The organism is Gracilibacillus sp. HCP3S3_G5_2, from assembly GCF_052063305.1.
Classification (GTDB): Bacteria; Bacillota; Bacilli; order Bacillales; family Amphibacillaceae; genus Gracilibacillus.
Genome location: NZ_JBQHXU010000012.1, coordinates 61,990 through 83,594 on the forward strand (window position 1 = coordinate 61,990; position 21,605 = coordinate 83,594).

23 protein-coding genes and 1 riboswitch are annotated in these 21,605 nt (G+C 37.0%); of the genes, 15 read left to right on the forward strand and 8 right to left on the reverse strand.

The genetic code is table 11. The features are described 5' to 3' along the window. Positions 1–137 precede the first annotated feature (137 nt). Positions 138–291, reverse strand: a riboswitch (cyclic di-AMP (ydaO/yuaA leader). Positions 292–367: 76 nt separating this feature from the next. After that, entirely contained in the window at positions 368–1,237 is an 870-nt protein-coding gene (locus ACTNEP_RS16730) for an NAD(P)-dependent oxidoreductase (protein WP_441163133.1), read from the reverse strand. A gap of 155 nt (positions 1,238–1,392) precedes the next feature. On the opposite strand from ACTNEP_RS16730, the gene ACTNEP_RS16735 reads away from it, so the two are divergent. Next, the gene (locus tag ACTNEP_RS16735) at positions 1,393–1,734 is read left to right on the forward strand and encodes a TraR/DksA C4-type zinc finger protein (RefSeq protein ID WP_441163134.1); all 342 of its coding nucleotides are present in this window, start codon (positions 1,393–1,395) and stop codon (positions 1,732–1,734) included. A gap of 273 nt (positions 1,735–2,007) precedes the next feature. Here the strand turns inward: ACTNEP_RS16735 and ACTNEP_RS16740 are convergent, their stop codons facing one another. Continuing rightward, entirely contained in the window at positions 2,008–3,237 is a 1,230-nt protein-coding gene (locus ACTNEP_RS16740; protein WP_441163135.1) for a S1C family serine protease, read from the reverse strand. Between the two features lie 195 nt (positions 3,238–3,432). Between ACTNEP_RS16740 and ACTNEP_RS16745 the strand changes: the two genes are divergently transcribed. The 4 genes from ACTNEP_RS16745 to ACTNEP_RS16760 all read left to right on the forward strand — a co-directional run bounded on the left by ACTNEP_RS16745 (position 3,433) and on the right by ACTNEP_RS16760 (position 7,883). Continuing rightward, a complete protein-coding gene (locus ACTNEP_RS16745) occupies positions 3,433–4,125 on the forward strand; it encodes a response regulator transcription factor (RefSeq protein ID WP_441163136.1) in 693 nt (230 codons plus the stop codon). Next, a complete protein-coding gene (locus ACTNEP_RS16750; protein ID WP_441163137.1) occupies positions 4,122–5,477 on the forward strand; it encodes a sensor histidine kinase in 1,356 nt (451 codons plus the stop codon). The genes ACTNEP_RS16745 and ACTNEP_RS16750 overlap by 4 nt, the downstream gene beginning before the upstream one ends. A 78-nt stretch (positions 5,478–5,555) precedes the next feature. After that, complete coding sequence (gene typA / locus ACTNEP_RS16755; protein ID WP_441163138.1) at positions 5,556–7,382, forward strand: translational GTPase TypA; 1,827 nt, start codon at positions 5,556–5,558, stop codon at positions 7,380–7,382. Positions 7,383–7,604: 222 nt separating this feature from the next. Next, entirely contained in the window at positions 7,605–7,883 is a 279-nt protein-coding gene (locus tag ACTNEP_RS16760) for a YkvA family protein (protein ID WP_441163139.1), read from the forward strand. A gap of 4 nt (positions 7,884–7,887) precedes the next feature. On the opposite strand, the gene ACTNEP_RS16765 is transcribed toward ACTNEP_RS16760, so the two are convergent. The 3 genes from ACTNEP_RS16765 to ACTNEP_RS16775 form a co-directional block, all read right to left on the reverse strand. Further along, positions 7,888–9,228: an ABC transporter permease gene (locus tag ACTNEP_RS16765; protein ID WP_441163140.1), complete on the reverse strand. Its 1,341-nt coding sequence runs from the start codon at positions 9,226–9,228 to the stop codon at positions 7,888–7,890. A gap of 115 nt (positions 9,229–9,343) precedes the next feature. Beyond that, complete coding sequence (locus ACTNEP_RS16770) at positions 9,344–9,529, reverse strand: hypothetical protein (RefSeq protein ID WP_441163141.1); 186 nt, start codon at positions 9,527–9,529, stop codon at positions 9,344–9,346. Continuing rightward, complete coding sequence (locus tag ACTNEP_RS16775) at positions 9,526–10,218, reverse strand: ABC transporter ATP-binding protein (protein WP_441163142.1); 693 nt, start codon at positions 10,216–10,218, stop codon at positions 9,526–9,528. Before ACTNEP_RS16775 ends, ACTNEP_RS16770 begins: the two co-directional genes overlap by 4 nt. 129 nt (positions 10,219–10,347) lie before the next feature. On the opposite strand from ACTNEP_RS16775, the gene ACTNEP_RS16780 reads away from it, so the two are divergent. From ACTNEP_RS16780 to ACTNEP_RS16815, 8 genes are all read left to right on the forward strand, one after another. Beyond that, positions 10,348–11,490 carry a CapA family protein gene (locus ACTNEP_RS16780; RefSeq protein WP_441163143.1) on the forward strand — a complete coding sequence of 381 codons (1,143 nt, stop codon included), beginning with the start codon at positions 10,348–10,350 and terminating at the stop codon, positions 11,488–11,490. A gap of 12 nt (positions 11,491–11,502) precedes the next feature. After that, positions 11,503–12,315 (forward strand): DUF368 domain-containing protein, encoded by an 813-nt coding sequence (locus ACTNEP_RS16785; protein ID WP_441163144.1) that lies wholly within the window; start codon positions 11,503–11,505, stop codon positions 12,313–12,315. Between the two features lie 80 nt (positions 12,316–12,395). Further along, positions 12,396–12,716 carry a thioredoxin family protein gene (locus ACTNEP_RS16790; RefSeq protein ID WP_441163145.1) on the forward strand — a complete coding sequence of 107 codons (321 nt, stop codon included), beginning with the start codon at positions 12,396–12,398 and terminating at the stop codon, positions 12,714–12,716. A gap of 107 nt (positions 12,717–12,823) precedes the next feature. Next, on the forward strand, positions 12,824–13,510 hold the full coding sequence (locus ACTNEP_RS16795) for an ABC transporter ATP-binding protein (protein ID WP_441163146.1): 687 nt from the start codon (positions 12,824–12,826) through the stop codon (positions 13,508–13,510). Then, a complete protein-coding gene (locus ACTNEP_RS16800; RefSeq protein ID WP_441163147.1) occupies positions 13,507–14,928 on the forward strand; it encodes a hypothetical protein in 1,422 nt (473 codons plus the stop codon). The genes ACTNEP_RS16795 and ACTNEP_RS16800 overlap by 4 nt, the downstream gene beginning before the upstream one ends. Before the next feature lie 57 nt (positions 14,929–14,985). Further along, complete coding sequence (locus ACTNEP_RS16805) at positions 14,986–15,462, forward strand: MarR family winged helix-turn-helix transcriptional regulator (protein ID WP_441163148.1); 477 nt, start codon at positions 14,986–14,988, stop codon at positions 15,460–15,462. A 242-nt stretch (positions 15,463–15,704) separates the two neighbouring features. Then, complete coding sequence (locus ACTNEP_RS16810; RefSeq protein WP_441163149.1) at positions 15,705–16,043, forward strand: YppG family protein; 339 nt, start codon at positions 15,705–15,707, stop codon at positions 16,041–16,043. 73 nt (positions 16,044–16,116) lie between these two features. Beyond that, positions 16,117–16,842 carry an alpha/beta hydrolase gene (locus tag ACTNEP_RS16815; protein WP_441163150.1) on the forward strand — a complete coding sequence of 242 codons (726 nt, stop codon included), beginning with the start codon at positions 16,117–16,119 and terminating at the stop codon, positions 16,840–16,842. Positions 16,843–16,962: 120 nt separating this feature from the next. Here the strand turns inward: ACTNEP_RS16815 and ACTNEP_RS16820 are convergent, their stop codons facing one another. Further along, a complete protein-coding gene (locus tag ACTNEP_RS16820; protein ID WP_441163151.1) occupies positions 16,963–17,868 on the reverse strand; it encodes a DMT family transporter in 906 nt (301 codons plus the stop codon). Positions 17,869–18,273: 405 nt separating this feature from the next. Between ACTNEP_RS16820 and ACTNEP_RS16825 the strand changes: the two genes are divergently transcribed. Further along, positions 18,274–19,722 (forward strand): DEAD/DEAH box helicase, encoded by a 1,449-nt coding sequence (locus tag ACTNEP_RS16825; RefSeq protein ID WP_441163152.1) that lies wholly within the window; start codon positions 18,274–18,276, stop codon positions 19,720–19,722. A gap of 66 nt (positions 19,723–19,788) precedes the next feature. Here ACTNEP_RS16825 and ACTNEP_RS16830 read toward each other — a convergent pair whose 3' ends face one another. Further along, entirely contained in the window at positions 19,789–20,232 is a 444-nt protein-coding gene (locus ACTNEP_RS16830; protein WP_441163153.1) for a hypothetical protein, read from the reverse strand. 18 nt (positions 20,233–20,250) lie between these two features. Further along, on the reverse strand, positions 20,251–21,009 hold the full coding sequence (locus ACTNEP_RS16835; protein WP_441163154.1) for a rhomboid family intramembrane serine protease: 759 nt from the start codon (positions 21,007–21,009) through the stop codon (positions 20,251–20,253). Positions 21,010–21,232: 223 nt separating this feature from the next. Between ACTNEP_RS16835 and acpS the strand changes: the two genes are divergently transcribed. Continuing rightward, complete coding sequence (gene acpS, locus ACTNEP_RS16840) at positions 21,233–21,601, forward strand: holo-ACP synthase (protein ID WP_441163155.1); 369 nt, start codon at positions 21,233–21,235, stop codon at positions 21,599–21,601. Positions 21,602–21,605: the final 4 nt, after the last annotated feature.

A 21,605-nucleotide genomic window follows, 5' to 3' on the forward strand; every position in this document is an offset into this window, starting at 1 on the left:
GGTTATCGAATGTATCTCTCATATCGTCTTATCGTACTTTCCTGTTGGCACTAGAATCACGATCATCCTTTTGGTCTTATGGATTTCATTAACATAAAAAAGACCACTCTTAATAAGAATGGTCAATGCTCCATTAACCCTTCTCTCACTATTGCTTACGAGGTTAGCTGTCGGATTAGGGAATGAGAGTATCCCTTCTTAGCATAGGTGCTAAGATTCACCCCAAGATAAAATAGATATTTATCGAAATGGTTCCCCCGCTCATGTTAGATGATTAAGCTTTAAAGGTAATTTATTAGATTATAGCTATACAATACTCCTGTAAATGGAGAGAGTCAACAGCATCTTTTGTAAATTTTTCCTATTATTAATCCGCTTCAAACCATTTGATCAATGCTTGCGTACCACGGTCTTCTAATCCTTGCTCTGCTAGCTCTTCATATAACTCCAGTGATAATTCTAGTCCAGGAGTTTGTAGTCCCATTTTTTTAGCATTTGCTAATGCAATTTTCATATCTTTAATAAAATGTTTAATATAAAAACCAGGTGCACTGTCTCCTTTGATCATACGAGGTGCTAAATTTGATAGCGACCAGCTTCCTGCTGCACCAGTAGAGATACTTTTCAAGACACGAACAGGATCAAGACCTGCCTTTTTAGCATACATGATCGCTTCTGCTACACCGATCATATTGGAAGCAATGGTAATTTGATTCGTCATTTTCGTGTGCTGTCCAGCTCCTGCAGGGCCCTGCAACACGATATTTTCTCCCATTTTTTCAAAGATTGGGCGCATTGCGTTAAAATCTTCTTCTTTCCCACCAACCATGATACTGAGTGTTCCATTCTTAGCGCCAATATCCCCACCTGATACCGGGGCATCAAGACTGTGTAATCCTTTTTGCTTTGCCGTATTAAAAATATTTTCAGCAATTATAGGATCTGAAGTAGTCATATCTATTAGGTAGGTTCCTGGTTGTGCATTGGCAATAACGCCATTTTCACCAAGATAAATCTCTTCCACATCATACGGGTATCCTACAATGGAAATGACTACGTCTACTTTTTTTGCAAGAGACGCGACAGATTCTTCCCATACAGCCCCTTTGTCTAACAGTTCTTGTGCTCTTGATTTTGTTCGTGTAAATAGATGAATCTTATACCCACCATCCATTAAATTTTTTGCCATGCTTTTCCCCATGACACCAGCTCCGATAAAACCGATTGTTGTGGTCATTTTTCTCCTCCTTTTTTCTTTTACTTTACCAAAAATCAGCAATCTATCCTAATGATGTTTAATCTGGAAATGAGTAATACATTGGAATATCTTACATATACTGCCGGTTTTTCTGCATGAGATATGGGGTATAAGGGATAAAAAGGAGGATGAACATGAACCCAGAAGTAATAGATCAATGTAAACAACTACTAAAAGAAAGAAAAAAACAACTGCTCAGTGAACAGTTATATAAAGATAACTCTTTAGAGGAGGAAGTAGAAGAGTTGACGACTTTTGATAACCATCCTGCAGACATGGGAACGGAACTCTTTGAAAGGCAAAAGGACATTACTTTAAACCAACAGATACAAGAGGAGTTATTAGAAATTGACCATGCTTTAGAAGCAATCGAGAATGGCACTTATCACATTTGTGAAAAGTGTGGGCGAACTATAAAGGAGGAGCGCTTATTAGCGATTCCAGCAACGAGATATTGTGTTGATCATGGTAAATAGGAAAAAAAGATTGGGACATTATCTATTTTCTTCACATCAAAAACGAACGATGCAATAAGTATTGTTGTGTGACACTGTTCACTAGCTTATGTAGTAATAATGAGATAATGCTTGTACTTGACCAACGATAACCTCTCAAAATTACTCCGAGCAAAAAGAAGTTAGTACGTAGTATGTGCCTCATATATAGTAAAATCCAAACGATTTCAAGGTCTACTTGATTAATCGTTTGGATTGGTGTGATGATATATTTTTTTCAACTAAGCTTTTGTTTTACATGTCAGATTGTTCATTTAAAATTAAAGTGGCAGTTTGCAAATTACCCTCGCGATAAAATGTTATGGTTACTTCATCGCCTACTTCTGTTTCGGTGTAAAGATATTTTTTAAGATCTAACATGGATTCAATCTCCTTATCGTCTATTTTGGTAACTACATCATATTGTTGTAATCCAGCCTCTTCTGCTGGTGAGTTTGGTTCAACCTGTGCGATGACAATTCCATGTTCGATACCTTCATCTAATTGCAGTGTTTCTTGCACATGACGTGTTGGAACTGTAGCAAGATCAACGGCACTAATCCCGATAAATGGCCGAACAACATCGTTTCCGGTTTCTAATTGTTCAATAATTGGTTTGGCGTCATCGATAGGAATGGCAAATCCTATCCCCTCTACTTGAGATTGCGCAATTTTCATTGAGTTAATACCAATTACTTGTCCATCGCTGTTAATTAAGGCACCACCACTGTTACCAGGATTAATCGCAGCATCTGTTTGAATAACATTTATTGTCCAATCTGGTTGGCGATCATTATTTAAGTCAATATCAACAGCACGATCTAAACCACTAATAATCCCTTGGGTTACAGATCCCGCAAACTCCTGACCTAGTGGATTACCAATGGCAATTGCCGTATCCCCTACACTCAATTGATCCGAAGAGCCAAGCTCAGCTACCATGTTGACTTGGTCGTTCGGTATACGAAGTACGGCTAAATCTGTTAAAGCATCTGTTCCCAATACGTTTGCCTCTACATGTTCGCCATTGGTGAGAATTACTTCCACTTGTTGAGCACCTTCCACTACATGATTATTTGTTACGATGTACGCATACTCATCATCATTTTTATAAATCACACCTGAGCCAGTGCCTGCTGCGTCTGCTTCTTCCCAAAGACTAATTTGTTGGATATTAGATACCCCAACGACCGCATCAGACACCTTCTCTACAGCACTGCCAATAGAATTCGTTGTTGGATTCGTAAGGCTAGTTGTAGGGATCGTTTCCTCTGCTGTCGCTTGTTCGGATTGTCCATTTTGATTGCTATCTTCATTTGTAACCGTTTGTTGATCATTTAAAATATTAAGAAAGATGCCACCAGTAAATAATGCTGCGATGATACCGCCCGCAACACCACTCATTAACATAGCTAATGTGTTTTTTTCTTTTTTACCTTTACTTTTTAGTTCTTTTGGTTGCTCTTGATCAAATTCTTGATTCATCTATCTAATCACCCCTTCACAGGAAATTAATGTATTTACTAATTATATTATACCCACTATTTATGGCACATTAATGGGATAATTGTATAAAAAATGTGTAAAAGTAAGAATAATCCCTTCGTAGCTTAATTTTTTTCTCTAAATGTGCGAAAATAAAAGCAAGTTATTCAGGGTATGATGGGAGAGATGAGCGAAATGAATCAACATATTTATCTAGTAGAAGATGATGCAAACATTAGAGATATAGTGAAAGCTTATCTAGTAAAAGAAGGATATCAGGTAACAATGCTCGAGAATGCAGAAGATGCCTGGCACCTAGCTGAGAATGGACAACCTGATATGTGGATTTTAGATATTATGCTACCGGGGATGGATGGATATGAATTGTGCCGGAAAATTCGCCAAGTTAGTGAGGTACCGATCATTATTATATCGGCTAAAGATGAGGAGGTCGATAAGATTTTAGGTTTGGAGCTTGGTAGTGATGATTATTTAACAAAGCCATTCAGTCCTCGAGAGTTAGTGGCGAGAGTCAAGCGGTTGTTTAAAAGAGCGGAAGCACAACCGGTCTTGCAGACAAATACATCGGCAATTATTAAATTAGGGGAACTAGAAATTGACAAAGATGCACGTTTAGTACATTGGCAACAGCAAGAGATTGATGTAACTTCAAAAGAATTTGCCATGCTAGAAATTTTCGCCCAACAACCGAATCGTGCTTTTTCAAGAGAGGAATTACTTACATTGGTTTGGGGTGATGATTATTTTGGGAGTGATCGAGCTGTGGATGATTTAGTGAAAAGATTGCGAAAAAAGCTGGAAAGTTTACCGATTGAAACAGTTTGGGGATATGGTTACCGCTTGGAATATGATGAGGAACAACAATGAAGCTGCAATATCAAATAACCATTGCTTTTACTACACTGCTGGTCATCATTATGACCATTACAGGTATTATGATTTACTCTCAATTACTCCAAATGTTAATTAAGGATGAGCAGCGTCAGTTGGAGGATAAAGGTGAATTGATCGTTAATTTTATTTTGTCTGAAGACCTTAACAATACCGCCAACATTCATCGGTTCTTGCAATTATTAGAGCAATATAATTTACAGGTCTTTGCATATGACGAGGGTAGCGATAGGCTTGTCTTCTCCTCCATTTCAGATATGGACATGATTGAATCATGGATTCAGGAATATAATCTCAACAGTCGGACTCAACCTCTATGGCAAGGGGAGGATGACCGTTATGTAGTATCGATTATTCCACTTTTGTCACCGATCTCCACGCAACATTTGGTATTACTTACACCTTTAGATGACCTGCAGGAAGTACAGAAAAGCTTGATTAATCGCTTGTTTTTAATATTTATTATTGGTATTGCAATTACTATTTTGCTTAGTCATTATTTGACAAGTAAACTTGTTACACCACTAACCAAGTTAAGGCATCAATTAAAGAAAATAGAGAAGCGAAAATTCGATGAGATGGAAGAAGTGAAAGCAACTGGTGAAATTAAAGAAGTAGAGCAAAGTGTGGTGGAGATGGCCAATGAGTTAAACAGTTTTATTCAGTCACAGCGCCACTTTTTTCAAAATGCCAGCCATGAACTCAAGACACCATTAATGACCATTCAGGGATATGCAGAAGGGATTCGTGACGGAGTCTTTGAAGGTAAAGAAGCCCAACGAGGTTTACAGGTGATGGTAGCAGAAATTAATCGATTGAAAAAAATTATTAATGAAATTATTTTACTGGCAAAACTAGATAGCGAAGCAGATTTATACGAGGAAGAGAAGGTTAACAGTAAAGTGTTTATGGGACAGGTAATCGAAAGGGCCATTCCGATCGCCAACGAAAAACATATTCAAGTGACCGAAAAACAGATGGAAGAAGTGGAAATAAAGTTTGATACAGAAAAAATGCTACAAGCCGTTATGAATATTGTTTCCAATGCAATTAGACATGCAGATACACTGGTAGAGATAGCTGCGTTTACAGAAGGTAAACAATTTCATATCCAAGTGACAGACGATGGTGAAGGAATTGATGAGGAATTATTGAAGAAACTGTTCCATCGATTTGTCAAAGGTGAAAGTGGAGAAACAGGTCTTGGTTTAGCGATTGCTCGAGCCATTGTAGAGCGTTCGGGAGGGACTATTAAAGCAGAGAATGCTCGTTTTGGAGGAGCACAATTTACTATTACTTTTACTGAATTTGAAAAAAATAGTGATTAATGATAACAATTGATGACTATTATGATATACTAGGTAAGTTATAATATAATGAACGCATCTTTAAGAGGAGAGAATGAAATGACGCAATTGAGAGAAGAACTTCGCAACATTGCGATTATCGCCCATGTTGACCATGGCAAAACGACGTTAGTTGACCAGTTACTCCGTTATTCAGGGACTTTTCGTGATAATGAACAAGTAGAAGAACGTGCAATGGATTCCAACGATATTGAAAAAGAACGTGGAATCACGATTTTAGCGAAAAATACGGCGATCAATTATAAAGATACACGTATTAATATATTAGACACACCAGGTCACGCTGACTTTGGTGGGGAAGTAGAACGTATTATGAAAATGGTAGACGGGGTATTGCTTGTTGTGGATGCTTATGAAGGATGTATGCCACAAACCCGTTTTGTCTTAAAAAAAGCATTAGAGCAGAAATTACAGCCGGTTGTTGTACTAAATAAAATTGACAGGCCAAATGCACGTCCGGATGAAGTAGTTGATGAAGTATTGGATTTATTCATTGAGCTAGGTGCAGACGACGACCAATTAGAATTTCCTGTTGTCTATGCTTCAGCCTTAAATGGAACGTCGAGTTTTCCTGATGAAGAACAGCAGGAAACAATGGAACCAATTTTTGAGACTATTTTAGAGCAGATCCCTGCACCTATTAATAATGCAGACGAGCCATTACAATTCCAAGTTACGATGCTTGACTATAATGATTATTTGGGACGTATCGGTGTAGGACGAGTGTTCCGTGGATCGATTAAAGTAGGACAACAAGTATCATTAATGAAAACAGATGGTTCTGTGAAAAATTTCCGAGTGACGAAATTATTTGGCTTTATTGGTCTGAAACGAATCGAAATCGAACAAGCGACTGCTGGGGATATCATTGCGGTAGCCGGTATGGAGGACATTAACGTAGGTGAAACAGTTTGTCCTACTGAGCACCAGGAGGCATTGCCGATTTTACGTATTGATGAACCAACTTTACAAATGACATTTGTTGTTAATAACAGTCCCTTCGCTGGAAGGGAAGGGAAATATATCACATCTCGTCAGATTGAAGAGCGTTTAATGTCACAATTAGAAACAGATGTTAGTTTACGGGTAGACCCGACAGATTCACCAGATGCATGGACAGTATCAGGACGTGGGGAGCTACACTTATCTATTTTAGTAGAGAATATGCGTCGAGAAGGCTATGAGCTGCAACTTTCGAAACCGGAAGTTATTATTAAAGAAATCGATGGGGTAAAATGTGAACCAATCGAGCGTGTTCAAATTGATGTACCGGAAGAATACACTGGCCCGGTTATGGAGTCTCTAGGTACTCGTAAAGGCGAAATGCTTGATATGGTTAACCATGGTACGGGACAAGTGCGAATGGAATTTAAAGTGCCATCACGAGGTTTAATCGGTTACGCAACGGAGTTCATGACACAAACCCGTGGTTATGGAATTATCAACCACACCTTTGAAGAGTATGCACCGCTTGTTAAAGGACAAGTTGGAGGCCGTCGTGAAGGTGTGCTAGTAGCATTAGAAAATGGAAAAGCATCAACTTACGGTATTATGAATTTAGAAGACCGTGGTGTGATTTTTGTTGAACCAGGTACAGAAGTATATGCGGGGATGATTGTTGGCGAACATAATCGTGAAAATGATCTCACCGTCAATATTACGAAAGAGAAGCATTTAACTAATGTGCGTTCGGCAACAAAAGATCAGACAGCAACGATTCGTAAAACACGCCAAATGTCATTAGAAGAAGCAATTCAATATTTGAATGACGATGAATATTGTGAAGTTACACCAGAATCCATTCGGTTACGTAAAAAGATTCTGAACAAAAATGAACGTGAAAAAGCAGCAAAGAAAAAAGCATAAGTTCATGAAACACCCGTTTTGATAGATGTCTGCTGTCAAAGCGGGTTTTTTCCATATGAAGGTCTGAAAGAAGGAAAAATTCCAAAAATGGTTCTTCATTAAGGTTATGAAGTCCTAAAAAAAGGGAAAAGTCTAAAAAAGCTTCTTCAAGATGACAAATAGCATTAATCTAAGGATTTCGCTTTTAAAGGAATGAAAATATAGAAGGAAAGAGGGTTTATTGTGCGTTTTTTTAGAAGGCTTCGATTTTTATTTAAATTTCGTAAATCTGTTCCTTTCTTTAAAGAATATTTCTTATCCAAGCAAGTAAAATTTAGCACAAAATTAATTGCTATTATCCTCATTGTGGGTTATATTGTTTTTCCATTTGATCTCATACCTGATTACTTACTAGTAATCGGTATTTTTGATGATGTCATGATTGCCTCTTTGGTTTTGCAACAAATGATTAAGATGGCTCCTGAAAGTTTACGGGCAAAATACAATCTAGAGAGTAAGTAACTCTCTAGATTTCTCTTCTCATCGCTTTTAAGACATCAATTTGTGTTGCACGTTTAGCTGGTTTTAGCCCTGAGAAAATCGTAACGATTAAACAGATTATTGTTGAAATTAGAATCAAGGAGACTGGGATACTTGAAAATTGGAATCCTTCAGGTAAGTCCTGATTAAAGGCAGACTCGATGACCAATGGTAAACCGATGTTGAGGAGAATACTTATGCCAAAAGCGACAAAAGTACCAATAGCTGCCCCTAACAAACCGATATAGCTACTTTCCAACAAAAATATCTGTTTAATCTTTTTCGGGTGTGCCCCAATAGCTTTCATAATCCCGATATCAGCTGTCCGTTCTGTAACAGCCATCGTCATCGTGTTGAAAATGCCAATTGATGCAATAAGGATGGCAATCGTTCCAATAAAAATAAGTCCTGCTTTTGCAATGGTAAAAAAGGTATTTATGTACTTCAATTCGTTAGCAACGGAATATACGAAATAACCCTCTTCTGTTAAATGATTTGAAATTTCTTCTACTTCTTCCAACGAATCCGCATAGCCATAAACTTTATCATAGCCTGACCCCTCTTCTAACCCTTCTGGATAATCAGGATCATGAATGGCTCCTCTCGTTGTTCCGGTAAATGCCTCTACATCAGCGAGAACTTCTTCAGATATATACACTTGTTGGTCTTGTAACCAGTCTCTTGACGGTGGTTCGACAATCCCGGTAATCGTTAAGGTGATCGTATGTTCTTTCATTTCGTTCTCTACATTTTGCTCGACTACCATTTCTATTTCTTTACCAATAAGCGATTCAGGATATTTGTGTTCTTCCTTCAACATACCCTCCTGATCATACAGATCACCATCTTCTGGTAGCTCCTCTGGATAAAGGTTTTCAATAAAATGTGGTCCGACAACTATTTCATAAGGGTCATTTGGTAAAGCACCGTCGGTCAGTTCCATCCCAGCCGCTAATTCTGCTGGAAAATGAGTTACTACTGTTTCTGTACTGCCAGCGTAATCATCAATATGATAAAAAGGCATTTGCCTTAAACGCTGTTGTCTGGTAACAGCTTTCATATTTTCAATTTTTTCCAGATTCGCTATTTCTTTATCTGTAATCGGTGCATAGCCATCTTCTTTTTCTATTCCGCCTATTTCGATTTGAGTGACGGAGCGATCACGAATGATATCGGCAATTAAGGTGTTGTGTAAGCCAAAGCCTACTGATGCTAAAACAATTAAGAATGCTACTCCCATTGCAGTAGCCAATACCGTCATAAATATTCTTGATTTGCTCCGTTTCATATTACTGCGGACAAATCGCCATTGGTCTTTAAACGTCATGCGCTAGCTTCCTCCTTTACCATCATCCCGTCAAGAATGTGAATTTGTTTAGAAGCGATTTGAGCAACCTCTTCATCATGTGTGATAATTAAAAATGTGATGCCCATTTCTTTGTTTAAGGAGTGACGGAGCGATCACGAATGATATCGGCAATTAAGGTGTTGTGTAAGCCAAAGCCTACTGATGCTAAAACAATTAAGAATGCTACTCCCATTGCAGTAGCCAATACCGTCATAAATATTCTTGATTTGCTCCGTTTCATATTACTGCGGACAAATCGCCATTGGTCTTTAAACGTCATGCGCTAGCTTCCTCCTTTACCATCATCCCGTCAAGAATGTGAATTTGTTTAGAAGCGATTTGAGCAACCTCTTCATCATGTGTGATAATTAAAAATGTGATGCCCATTTCTTTGTTTAAGGAGGTAATCAAATCTAAAATCTCCTGTTCTGTTTCACTGTCTAAGCTGCCTGTCGGTTCATCAGCAAGAATAATAGGCGGTTCAATTACGAGCGTACGGGCGATACTTACCCTTTGCTGCTGGCCACCAGATAATTCACTCGGGTAATGATGATGGTAATTGGTAAGGCCGACTTTTGCTAAGGTCTGCTCGGTCCATTCTTTTCTCTGTTTTTCTGGCAATCCTTTTAGCACTAATGGAAGCTCTACATTTTCAAAGGCGGTCATGCTAGGGATTAATTGAAAGTTTTGAAAAATAAATCCGATATTTTCTAAACGAAAATCCGCATATTCCCCCTCATTGAAATTTGTTACATCAGTATCTTTGATCCACACTGATCCACTTGATGGCTTCATAAAGCCACCAATAATATTTAATAGTGTTGATTTTCCGGAGCCGCTTTTTCCTGTGATTGCCAGAATATCCCCTTTATCTACAGAAAATGAAATATTCTTTAATACTTGAAGAGCTGTCTCGTTCTGTTTTTTTCCTAATAAAAATGTATGGCTGATATCCTTTACTTCAATCATATGTATCCTCCTTTTTTTCTCTTCACTAATAATTGACGAAGGAAAAACGTAGATTACTTCATTTTTTACAGTGGTTATAAAAGTTTTATGTTAAAATAAAAGGAATCTTCTTTAGAGGGGTTTTCGTACATGAGAAAATTCGGTATTATTTGTTTGTTGCTTATCATTGTAGTAGGTTGTGCAGGACCGCAAGAATATCAGGGACACTCTCACCATATAGATAAAAAAGAAAGAAGCTCAAAAGAATCAGAGAGCCATCTTTTTACAGGTGAAATCTCGATCGCAGCAATTGGCGATTTGTTAATTCATGAACGAGTTTATAACGATGCCTGGAATGGGGAAAGATATGATTTTTTAGCCATGCTTGAACCAGTACAGGGCTATCTTAATGAGCCTGATATTACCATCGCTAATCAGGAAACGATTATGGGTGGAGAAGAAATCGGCTTATCTGATTATCCGCAATTTAACAGTCCTTTTGAATTAGGTGATGACTTGCGAAAAGTCGGTGTCGATATTGTTACAATGGCAAATAATCATACGTTGGATAGAGGAGAAGAAGCGATTCTTAATGCGATTGATTACTATCAAAAAATTGGCATGCACTATACTGGTAGCTTTAAAAATGAGGAAGACAAGCAGACAATCAGAGTGTTAGAAACAGAGGAAGGTATATCGGTAGCCTTTTTAAGTTATACATATGGTACGAACGGAATTCCGATTCCTGATGGAAAGGACTATCTAGTAAATTTAATAGATCTTGAGCAAATTGAACAGGAAGTGACGGAAGCAGGTGAATTGGCAGATGTTACGATTGTAAGTTATCACTTTGGTGAGGAATATCAACGATTACCGAATCAGGAACAAAAAGACTTAGCACAATTCGCTGCCGATTTAGGGGCAGATGTCGTAATTGGACATCACCCACATGTACTGCAGCCAATCGAATGGGTGGAAGGGAAAAATGGTAAGCAAACACTTGTTGCTTATTCTTTAGGTAATTTTCTTTCCGGGCAATATGAGCTTGATAGAAGAATCGGCGGGATTTTACAGTTTACAATTGAAAAAGATGGGACAGGTATAAAGGTACATTCTCCGTCTTTTTTACCGACATTTGTTCATTTTGAGATGGTTAATGATAAAATGACAGATATACGAGTAATACCATTAAAGGATGTCTCAGATCAGCAGCTGCCTAATGTATTTGACCATTTGGCAGAAATAAAAGAACATCTATCACAAAATATAGACGAAATCCAGTTTATAGAATAAGGAGAATGAAGAATGGAATGGCGGAATATTTATCGTGGCATGTTAATGGGAGCAAGTGATGTTGTTCCAGGAGTAAGCGGAGGCACGATTGCTGTTGTATTAGGTATTTATGACCGGTTAATAGCAGCAGTGAACGGTCTTTTTAGTAGGGATTATAAAAAGCATCTTATGTTCTTAATACCTCTTGGTATAGGGATTTTGGCAGCAGTTTTCTTATTAGCAAGAGTAATAGAATGGTTGTTTGCAAACTTTCCCCAACAAACTCAATTCGCCTTTTTAGGTCTGATTATAGGAGTATTACCGTTTCTGTTGCAGAAATCGAATGCGAGAAAAACATTTAAAATCAAGCATATATTGTTTGTGCTGATTGGTGCATGTATCGTTGGGTCGATGGTTATTTTTCAAACAGGAGAACCTGAGCCGGTTACAGATTTTCACACTTCCACCTACCTCTGGTTATTTGGTTCGGGATTTGTAGCGAGTGCTGCCATGATACTACCGGGGATTAGCGGTTCTTTTCTTTTATATGTAATTGGCTCTTATACGACCATCATCAGTGCGATCAAAAATCTAGATCTCGTTGTTATTTTGACAGTAGGAGTAGGTATTTTATTAGGAATTGTACTGATGAGTAAAGTGATTCATTATTTTCTGGCTTCTTTCCCGATTGGTACATATGCTTTTGTTATTGGTATGGTAATTGGCTCGGTATTTGTTATTTTTCCTGGATGGCCAGCTAGTACCATGGGGACGATTATGTGTATCGTCACTTTTGCTGGTGGTCTGCTTTTTGCCTATTTACTGGGCAAGGTCGAGTATCGTTAAACAGAATAGTTGCTTTCCAATGAGGTTCATGCTAGCTTTTATAAAAGTAATAGAACCACTTGAAAAAAGGAGAATGCATAATGGAAGCTATTAAAACAGAAGAGCAATTTAATGAAATTATTGCTTCAGAGGACCCTGTAATTATTAAATTTTATGCGGATTGGTGTCCTGACTGTAAGCGTATGGATATGTTTATAGGTAATATCTTAGAGCAGTATAATAACTATGATTGGTATGAAGTGAATAGTGATGAAGTGCAAGGATTGGCTGAAAGGTACGAAGTAATGGGTATCCCCAGCTTACTTATTTTTCAAAATGGCGAAAAACTGGCTCATCGACATAGTGCATATACGAAAACACCTGACGATGTATTAGAGTTCCTCCAAGAAGAGCTAGGCTAGGAGACAGTGTAAATACTGTCTCTTTTTTTATGAACGGAATTAAATTAAAGACAAGTTTAGAAACCTTTTGACAATATTTTTCGTATAATAAGGAAAGGGGGGTTCCTATGTTAGAAGTCTGTCAGCTAAAAGTAGAAATTGGAAGAGAAACGGTTCTGGAAGATGTAACATTTTCCGTTAATAGAGGGAGCATTGTCGGATTAATAGGTCATAATGGTGCCGGGAAATCAACGATTATGAAAACCATTATGGGCTGGCAAGACAAAAAGGAAGGCACCATTGTCTTGAATCAAGTAGATCAAGACCAATCGTTCCTCGCTTTTAAGAAACAACTTGCCTATATACCAGAAGAGCCATTTTTATTACCTGAACTTACAACGATGCAACATTTTCAATTGTACGGTCAAAGCTATCAGCTCGATGAGAAAACATTTACAAAGCGTGCAAAGGAGCTTGCAGAACAATTTGAAATTGCAGATAAGCTCAACGAATACCCAGAAGCATTGTCGAAAGGGATGCGTCAAAAAGTACAAACGATTTGTGCTTTATTACCGAACGTCTCGTTGTTATTAATTGACGAACCGTTTATGGGATTAGATGTACATGCAGCCCATGATTTGCAGGAAATGCTAATCGAAAAAGCGAAAAAAGGTACAAGTATTTTACTTACCTCTCATCAATTGGAGAGAATGGAGGAATTGGCGGATACATATATCATGCTTCATCAAGGGTGTATTGCAGAGCAGGGATTAATAGAAGATTTCCGTTCTTTATCAAGGAGAGGAACAGAATGAAATCAACTATTAGGATGATGCGTTTTTTAAGAAAGAACCGTCAACGTAAAAAACAAAAATTATACAAATTAGCCCTAGGATTGGCATTCGACTGGACGATAACGATATATTTAGCTTTCTTTGCTGTAATGTTTTTATTTATTGCCTATGATAACTTGAAAAAAATGGAGGTTCTTTTTCAGATCTATCAGGCAAATATTGAATTATTTTCTCCACTGATTGTCGTCGGTTTAATGTTCGGAATGATTATTCTTTCCTTTCAGCATCCTGCGATAAATATTACAAGTGCAGAGTGGAAGTTAACGTCCCTTCCATTTTCGATAAAGCATATTTGGCTGTATGCTTTATGGATGGTAATGAGGAAAAGGTTGATGGTGTTAACCACATTGTTCGCCTTTCTGTTTTTCCTTACCCCTTTTTCTACCTTGTTTCTAGTTAAATGGTATGTAGCAATATTAGCGGTATTATTACTAACCGTAATACCACAATGGTATTTTTTTCAAATACAAGGGTTTAAAAAATTAAGCCTTTATTTGCTCGGTGTCTTCATCATCGGGACAGTTAGGCTTGCCTTTGTTCTTTTTGAGTTAACCGATATCGTAATTCTGCTCCTCATTTTTCTTTTACTCGTTTTAAATGGATGGATATGGCCTCGGCGTTTGCAAAAGGTCAATTGGATGAAAGTTATTGAGAAGAGTGATGAGAAAGTATGGAGGATGTTTTTTGTCAATCAGATGAGCAGAATGGATCAAGTGAAACAACAACGAAGAAACTATTTTTTGAAAACACTTTTCACATCAAAAAAGGCGAAATTACCTTTTCCTTATCAAAAACCAGCTAAATTAATGCGAAAACTGTGGTGGAGAAGTATTCAACAGGAAAGTAACATCATCTATATGATGATAATCTCGATTCTGATAATCATGATTGTCCTGTCATTAAGAGGGGGACCATTACTCCAGGGAATAGCTATTATGTTGTCTATTTTTATTTTTACTAAAGTAGCCGTAAGTTTGTTTAATACGATCTTTAAAGACAAATTAGTCCATAGCCTTCCATGGAATATGGAAGTGATGGTAAAAGCTTTTTGGCAAATTTTATCTGTTCTAAGTCTCATCGTCATTGTCATTGTTTCCTTGACCGTTTTACTTACTAATACATGGAGTTGGCAGTTAATAGCTCCGCTTGCATTTGCTTTTGTGGCACTATACTTTTTGCTGGATCGTGAATTAGAGCAGAGAGTAGAGGCATCAAATATAAGATGGTATAGCCCGGCGTTTATAGAGCAATTAATAGGTATTTTAACATATGTAGCAATTGCTTTTAGTTTATTATATCCTATTACTATTAGTTATTTTTGTATTATGTTAATATATTGGATAGTAAAGAAACAATATTTTCCATTAAAGATTGACTAGTTATAGTCGATTATTATAATACGATTCATATATAGATATAAAGAGAGGATGAAAGGGATGGATCAAAAGAAACATGAATATTTAAAGAGGAAGCAAGACCCTTCCCTAAAATTATTTGTGGTACTTTCAAAAGCATATCGATCAGTTGCAGATCAAGTAGCGAAAGATATAAGAAGTCATGGTTTAAATACAACAGATTTTGGTGTATTGGAGTTACTCTATCATCAAGGTGAACAGCCATTACAAAAAATTGGAGATAAAATATTGTTAGCTAGTGGAAGTATTACATATGTTGTAGACAAATTAGAGAAAAAAGGTTTAGTGAAACGAACTCCTTGTCCAAATGATAGAAGAATTACCTATGCGTCTATTACAGCGAGTGGGGAGGATTTGCTAAATGACATTTTCCCGGAACATTGGAAACAAATTGAAGCAATAACTGCCGGATTAAATGATAAAGAGAAGGAAGAAGCTATCATTTTATTGAAGAAACTAGGAAGATATGCTGCTGTTTTATCTGAACATCAATCATAAATGTTTGTTTAGATATGATCTTTAACGGGTAAATATAACTAGTAATAAATTCGTTAGAGAAGGATCACCAGATGAGACAACAAATAGAAGTATAGGATAGAAATATTTGTACAAAATGAGAACATACCATTTATATGTAGTGTTTTAGGAAAGGAAGAAAAAGCTATTCTTAGGCAGACGATTGAACCAATTCCCACTTATCTGCATAGGCTAATAGAAGAATAGCAGATGGAGGGGAGAAAATGGATTACAGATATAATGGCTTTTCCAATTATCAACATCCCTATCAGCAAGGGATGCATCCATACCAGCCGCCGACGTATACATCGCCAATGCCAATAACACCATTTCAGTATTATCAAAAGCCGATGTTACCAAATCCATATGATGGGTTCGAAGCACCTGCACCTTCCTTTTTCGGAAAACAGAGCAACTCGATGCTTCACTATTTTCAGAATAAAAATGGTGAAATGGATTTGGATAAAGTATTTCATACGGTTAATCAATTAGCGAACACATATCAACAGGTATCACCATTATTTAAAAATGTCGGTAATATTTTAAAATCTTTTCAGAAATAATGTTAGTATGGTCCTTGTCGAATGTGACAAGGATTTCTGTTATTTTTTAATATTTGTAGGAGGTAGGCAACTGATGACTGCATGTCTTGTTATTCATGGGTTTACTGGTGGCCCATATGAAGTGGAGCCACTTGCTTTATATATAGAAGAACATACCGATTGGCATGTAGTGACTCCCAGTTTACCTGGGCATGGACTAGGTGAAGGCAGAGATTTAGACCTTTTGCATGTATCTTATAAAGATTGGATTGCTGAGGCAGAACAAGCCTATTTAGAATTGAAAGAACAGCATGAAAATATTTATTTAATTGGTTTTTCTATGGGCGGGATGATTGCCGCTTATTTGGCTGCTAAATACAGTTGTGTGAAGTTAGTTCTCTTGTCTACATCAAGAAAGTATATAAGTATTCCCCGAATGAGTGTAGATGCATTAAATTTTGCCCAAAAGGCAGTTAGACAAAAGCTGAAAGAAGATGCATTGTTTAATCATTATCGTAATAAATACGGATCTGTTCCTATAAAGGCTATTCGTGAATTTCTAAAATGTATGAAGTTCACTAAACCATATTTAAAGGAGATTCATTGTCCTGTTTTTATCGCCCAAGGAATGCAAGATGGGATGGTTCCTTATAAAGCCGTGCATTATTTAGACAAAGAAATCCCGGTGGACGCAGAAATTATTTATTTTCATGATTCGAAGCATTTAATCTGCTTGGGTGAAGATAAAGATGTTGTAATAGATGCTGTGTACCAATTTTTAATAAAAGAAGAAAGAACGCGATCTACTATTGAGAAGTAAATCGCGTTTTTTATGTTAGCAATTAAGTAAGGAGAATAGTTTGTGGCTCGTTGTCGTTTTGTTATGTTTTTCCGATCAACCATTCTTTCCATGAGCAGGTGCTCTCCGTTATTTTGCGGTCTATTCGTGGTCGATAGTAATTTTCATTTTGCGCTTCCTTCGAGTACTGGCGATGAATAGCAGTAGACCGAATATGACAATAGTTCCTCCTAGCCACTGTGACCAAGTGATGAGTTCGTCTAGAATAAAGTAGGCAAGTAAAGACGCGCCTATAGGTTCAAAAAGAATCCCCATTGAAATGACAGAAGCACTTAGCCATTTTAATGCCCAGTTAAGCAAATTAAGTCCAATGATGGTTGGAATAATAGCAAGACTGAGGAAAATCAACCACTCATCAAGCTCATAGCCTGTTAAAGGATTAGCAACAGAAAAATTATAAATAATAATGGTAATTGAACCTATACTGTATGCAATGAACGTATAGCTCATGACAGAAATCTTCGTTCGCACACCTTGTCCAAGCAAAAAGTAAATAGTAATAAATATTGCTCCTACTAATGCCAGGAAATCTCCGTAAAGTGCTTCACCAGCAATTTGGAAATCTCCCCATGCAATAACAACACTGCCGAAGATTGCAATAAGCATACTGATGACTGCCCCGGCAGAAAAGCGCTCATGAAAGAAGAGATATGTTCCAATAAAGGCGAAAATAGGTTGCAATGTAACAATTACGGTAGAACTCGCTACAGATGTATACTGAAAAGACTCGAACCAGACAATATAATGTATCGCTAGACTGATACCAGCTAATATCGTGAAAATCCATTCTCTTTTTGCTAATTTTTTTAATTCGTCTCTTCGTTTCAACAGAATATAGGGTAACAGTAAAATCGCTGCAAATAATAAACGATAATTGGCAGTAACAGCTGAAGGTACTTCTGCTGCTAATTTGACGAGGACTGCAGCTGTAGAAACAGAAATTACACCAATAATAATTGCTATATATGGAATCAAATGTTTACTCACATTATCACCTACAATAGTAAAAAATAGATCTATTTCTTAAGTATATCAATTATTTTAGGAAATCCTAATGATATCTATCCACCATTTTGAACCTTAATTGTTTGAAACGATTCAAAATATTATATAGAATAAAAGCGAAGAGTGTGATATGATGTAATAATCCATTGAGTCGTCATTTTAAGCCTCTTCCAGAGTGGAGGAAGGCTTTTTTCATTGTTATTCGTATGTATCTTTGTTAGAATCAAGGTTTCTTACGATAACGAAAATTAGAGAAGGTAGCTTATCATGCCTTTTGAAGATATTTTTAATGTAGATAGTACAACTTGGATACACTGATAATAACGAAGAAAAAAATGATAATAAAGATGAGATTTATATAGTGAAAAAAAGGAGTAGAAATTAATAGTGACAAATTTTAATCAATTAGGTATTTCAGCGTCAATTATGAAAGCATTAGAGAACATGGGATTTGAAGAAGCAACACCGATTCAAGCTCAGACAATTCCATTAGGCATGGAAGGGAAAGATGTTATTGGCCAGGCACAAACAGGTACTGGTAAAACGGCAGCTTTCGGTATTCCAATGATCGAAAAGATTGATCCGAATGAGCGAAAAATTCAAGGACTAGTTGTTGCACCAACTAGAGAATTAGCGATTCAAGTTTCTGAAGAATTGCATAAATTAGCGAAGTTCAAAGGTGTTCGTACGCTGCCTGTGTATGGCGGACAGCATATGGAACGTCAAATCAAAGCGTTAAAGGATCGTCCGCACATTGTAGTTGCAACGCCAGGACGATTGTTAGATCACCTACGCCGTCGGACAATTCGTGTGGATAATGTGCATACGGCTGTACTGGATGAAGCAGATGAAATGTTGAACATGGGCTTTATTGACGATATTCGTGATATATTAAAGGCGATTCCAGAAGAGAGACAAACATTGCTATTCTCTGCAACGATGCCAAAAGAAATTCGAGACATCGCAGCAACCTTGATGAAAAATCCAGAAGAAGTAAAAGTAAAGGCAAAGGAAATGACCGTATCCAATATCGATCAGTTTTTCGTTGAAGTCCATGAAAAACAAAAATTCGATACATTAACTAACTTGTTAGATATCCATGTGCCTGAACTGGCGATCATCTTTGGTCGTACCAAAAAGCGTGTAGATGAGTTAACAGAAGGACTTCAAGCACGAGGTTTCCGTGCTGAAGGAATTCATGGTGACTTAACACAAGGTAAACGTTCTTCCGTTTTGAAAAAATTCAAGTTCGGTCGTATTGAAATTCTGGTAGCAACTGACGTAGCTGCACGTGGATTAGATATTTCAGGTGTAACCCATGTATATAACTTTGATATTCCACAAGACCCAGAAAGTTATGTACACCGTATTGGCCGTACAGGTCGTGCTGGAAAGATGGGAGAGGCTATTTCCTTCATTACACCAAGAGAAATACCACACTTGCACTTAATCGAAAAAGTGACAAAAAGTAAAATGAAGCGTATGACAGCCCCTAGCTATGATGAAGCAAAGAGAGGTCAGCAACAATTAACTGTACAAAAGCTAATCAAAACGATTGAGAAAAAAGAACTACAGGATTACCGTGAAACAGCAACGGAAATTTTAGACGAATACGATTCGGTTACGGTAGTAGCTGCAGCATTAAAAATGCTAACAAGAGAAAGAAGACAAACACCAGTTACCTTAAGCTCAGTTCAACCGGTAAGTGTTAAAAAGGCATCGAATAAGGACAAGAACAAAAAGTTTAGAAACGACAAACGTGGCTACGGACGTAAAGGAAAACAAGGTGGCCGTAATCGTAAATTCCAAAATAAACGTGGTAGCGGGAAAAGATAAAATCTTTCAACCATACTAATAAAGTCCGTTGCAAATAGCAACGGACTTTTCTTATAGACACTACCTTTACACGATAAATATTACTACAAGTGCTAAAATAGGTATTCCTAATACGGTGACGTAGCCGATAATAGATAACGATTTGACATAGCTACGTTCCTCTGCATTTAAGGTGGAGGCAGTTTCCATCACATTAGCTTTCGTTTGTTGGATTTGAATGAAGCTAATTACAATTACAGCTAGTATAATTATTAGTGGTACAATCAAACTAGCAATAGATGTACTTCCTTCTCCCATATACATAAACGCTAAAATAATTAGAAATATCGGAATCGCCTCTATTAAACCGACTTGAATAAAAAAGCGTATTTGATCTTTCTGCAAACCTTTAAATTCAAATTCATTTCGTTTAATCCGGTATGATAGACCTCTCATTAACCGTTTAAAGGCTAGTAAGATACCTAATCCGGCAATTACTGCTGAGATCGTTAATAACCAAACTGCTATCAAAGTATACTCCCCTCTCCATTAGAATAGAATGGCAATAAATCCAAGTATAACTAGCGCGATCAATATACCAAATATCACGGGCTTTACATATGGCTTATAACGATAGCGCTTTTTGTTCCAACGATTAGGATCAAATCCAATCTCATCATCTTTTACTTTTCGTCTATTCTTCCATGGTGAGAAAGGCTCCGCATTTTTCAACATAACAGGTCCTAATGCAAATCCAGCGATAAAACCGAATAAATGACCAGCAATATTAATATTTGCTCTAAAGAAGGTCATGACTAATCCAATGATTGATATGATCAAGACGATTTGGGCATTTTGAGGATCGATTAATCTTTTCTCAAAAAAGACCATAAATAAATACAATCCAAATAAGCCAAAAATTGCACCGGATGCTCCGACGTGCATGTAATAAGGGTTCGGTTCTACGATATAAGTAAGAATGTTTGCGGCAATTCCAGCAGTAAAATAAACAGCTAAAAACTTATGCTTTCCTAGCATTTGTTCTAATGCTGGTGCAAATAAAATTAATGAAAAAGAGTTAAAAAGGATATGGCCGAAACCAGCGTGAAGAAAAATGGGAGTGATTAACCGCCAATATTCCCCTTCGCTAATCATACCATTCCAGCCGACACCCATTGTATAAATCCAATCACCTAAACCGGGAACTAAGCCTACGACCAGCCAAATGATGATTTGAAATGCAACGATGGCTGAAACAACCGGATAAAATTGAAGAAAATCCCGAAAGCTTTCCGTTCGTAAAAACATAACATTCTCCCTTTAATAGTTAGTAGCTTATAATAAGATGCTAATCGACCGTAAAATTGGCGCCTTGAAGGCCATGAAACGAAGTGGAGGATAACGGACGCTAACACCTTTGATAAGTCTTCATTTATTTTAGCATAATCATAAACGATATTTACAGCAGAATAATCCGTTTTAAATCTTTACGGAATTAGGCTATACTTACCATATAATGGAGTTGATCTAAATGATAAAAGGAATTGGAATAGATATAATAGAGTTACATCGCATAAAGGAAATCATAAAACGACAACCAAAAATGCTAGATCGGATTTTAACTAACAAGGAAAAAGAAATACTGGAAAATCTCCAATCTGAAAAAAGAAAAATAGAATTTATTGCGGGGAGATTTGCTGCTAAGGAAGCTTTTTCGAAAGCAAAAGGGACTGGTATTGGAAAATTAAGTTTCTTAGATATTGAAATTACGAATCATAATAATGGAGCTCCTATATTAAAGTCAAAAGTTTTAACTGCTGAGACATGCTTTGTATCAATCTCTCACAGTGAAAATTATGCAATTGCCCAAGTAATAATTGAAAGTGAATCTGCATATTAAGAGA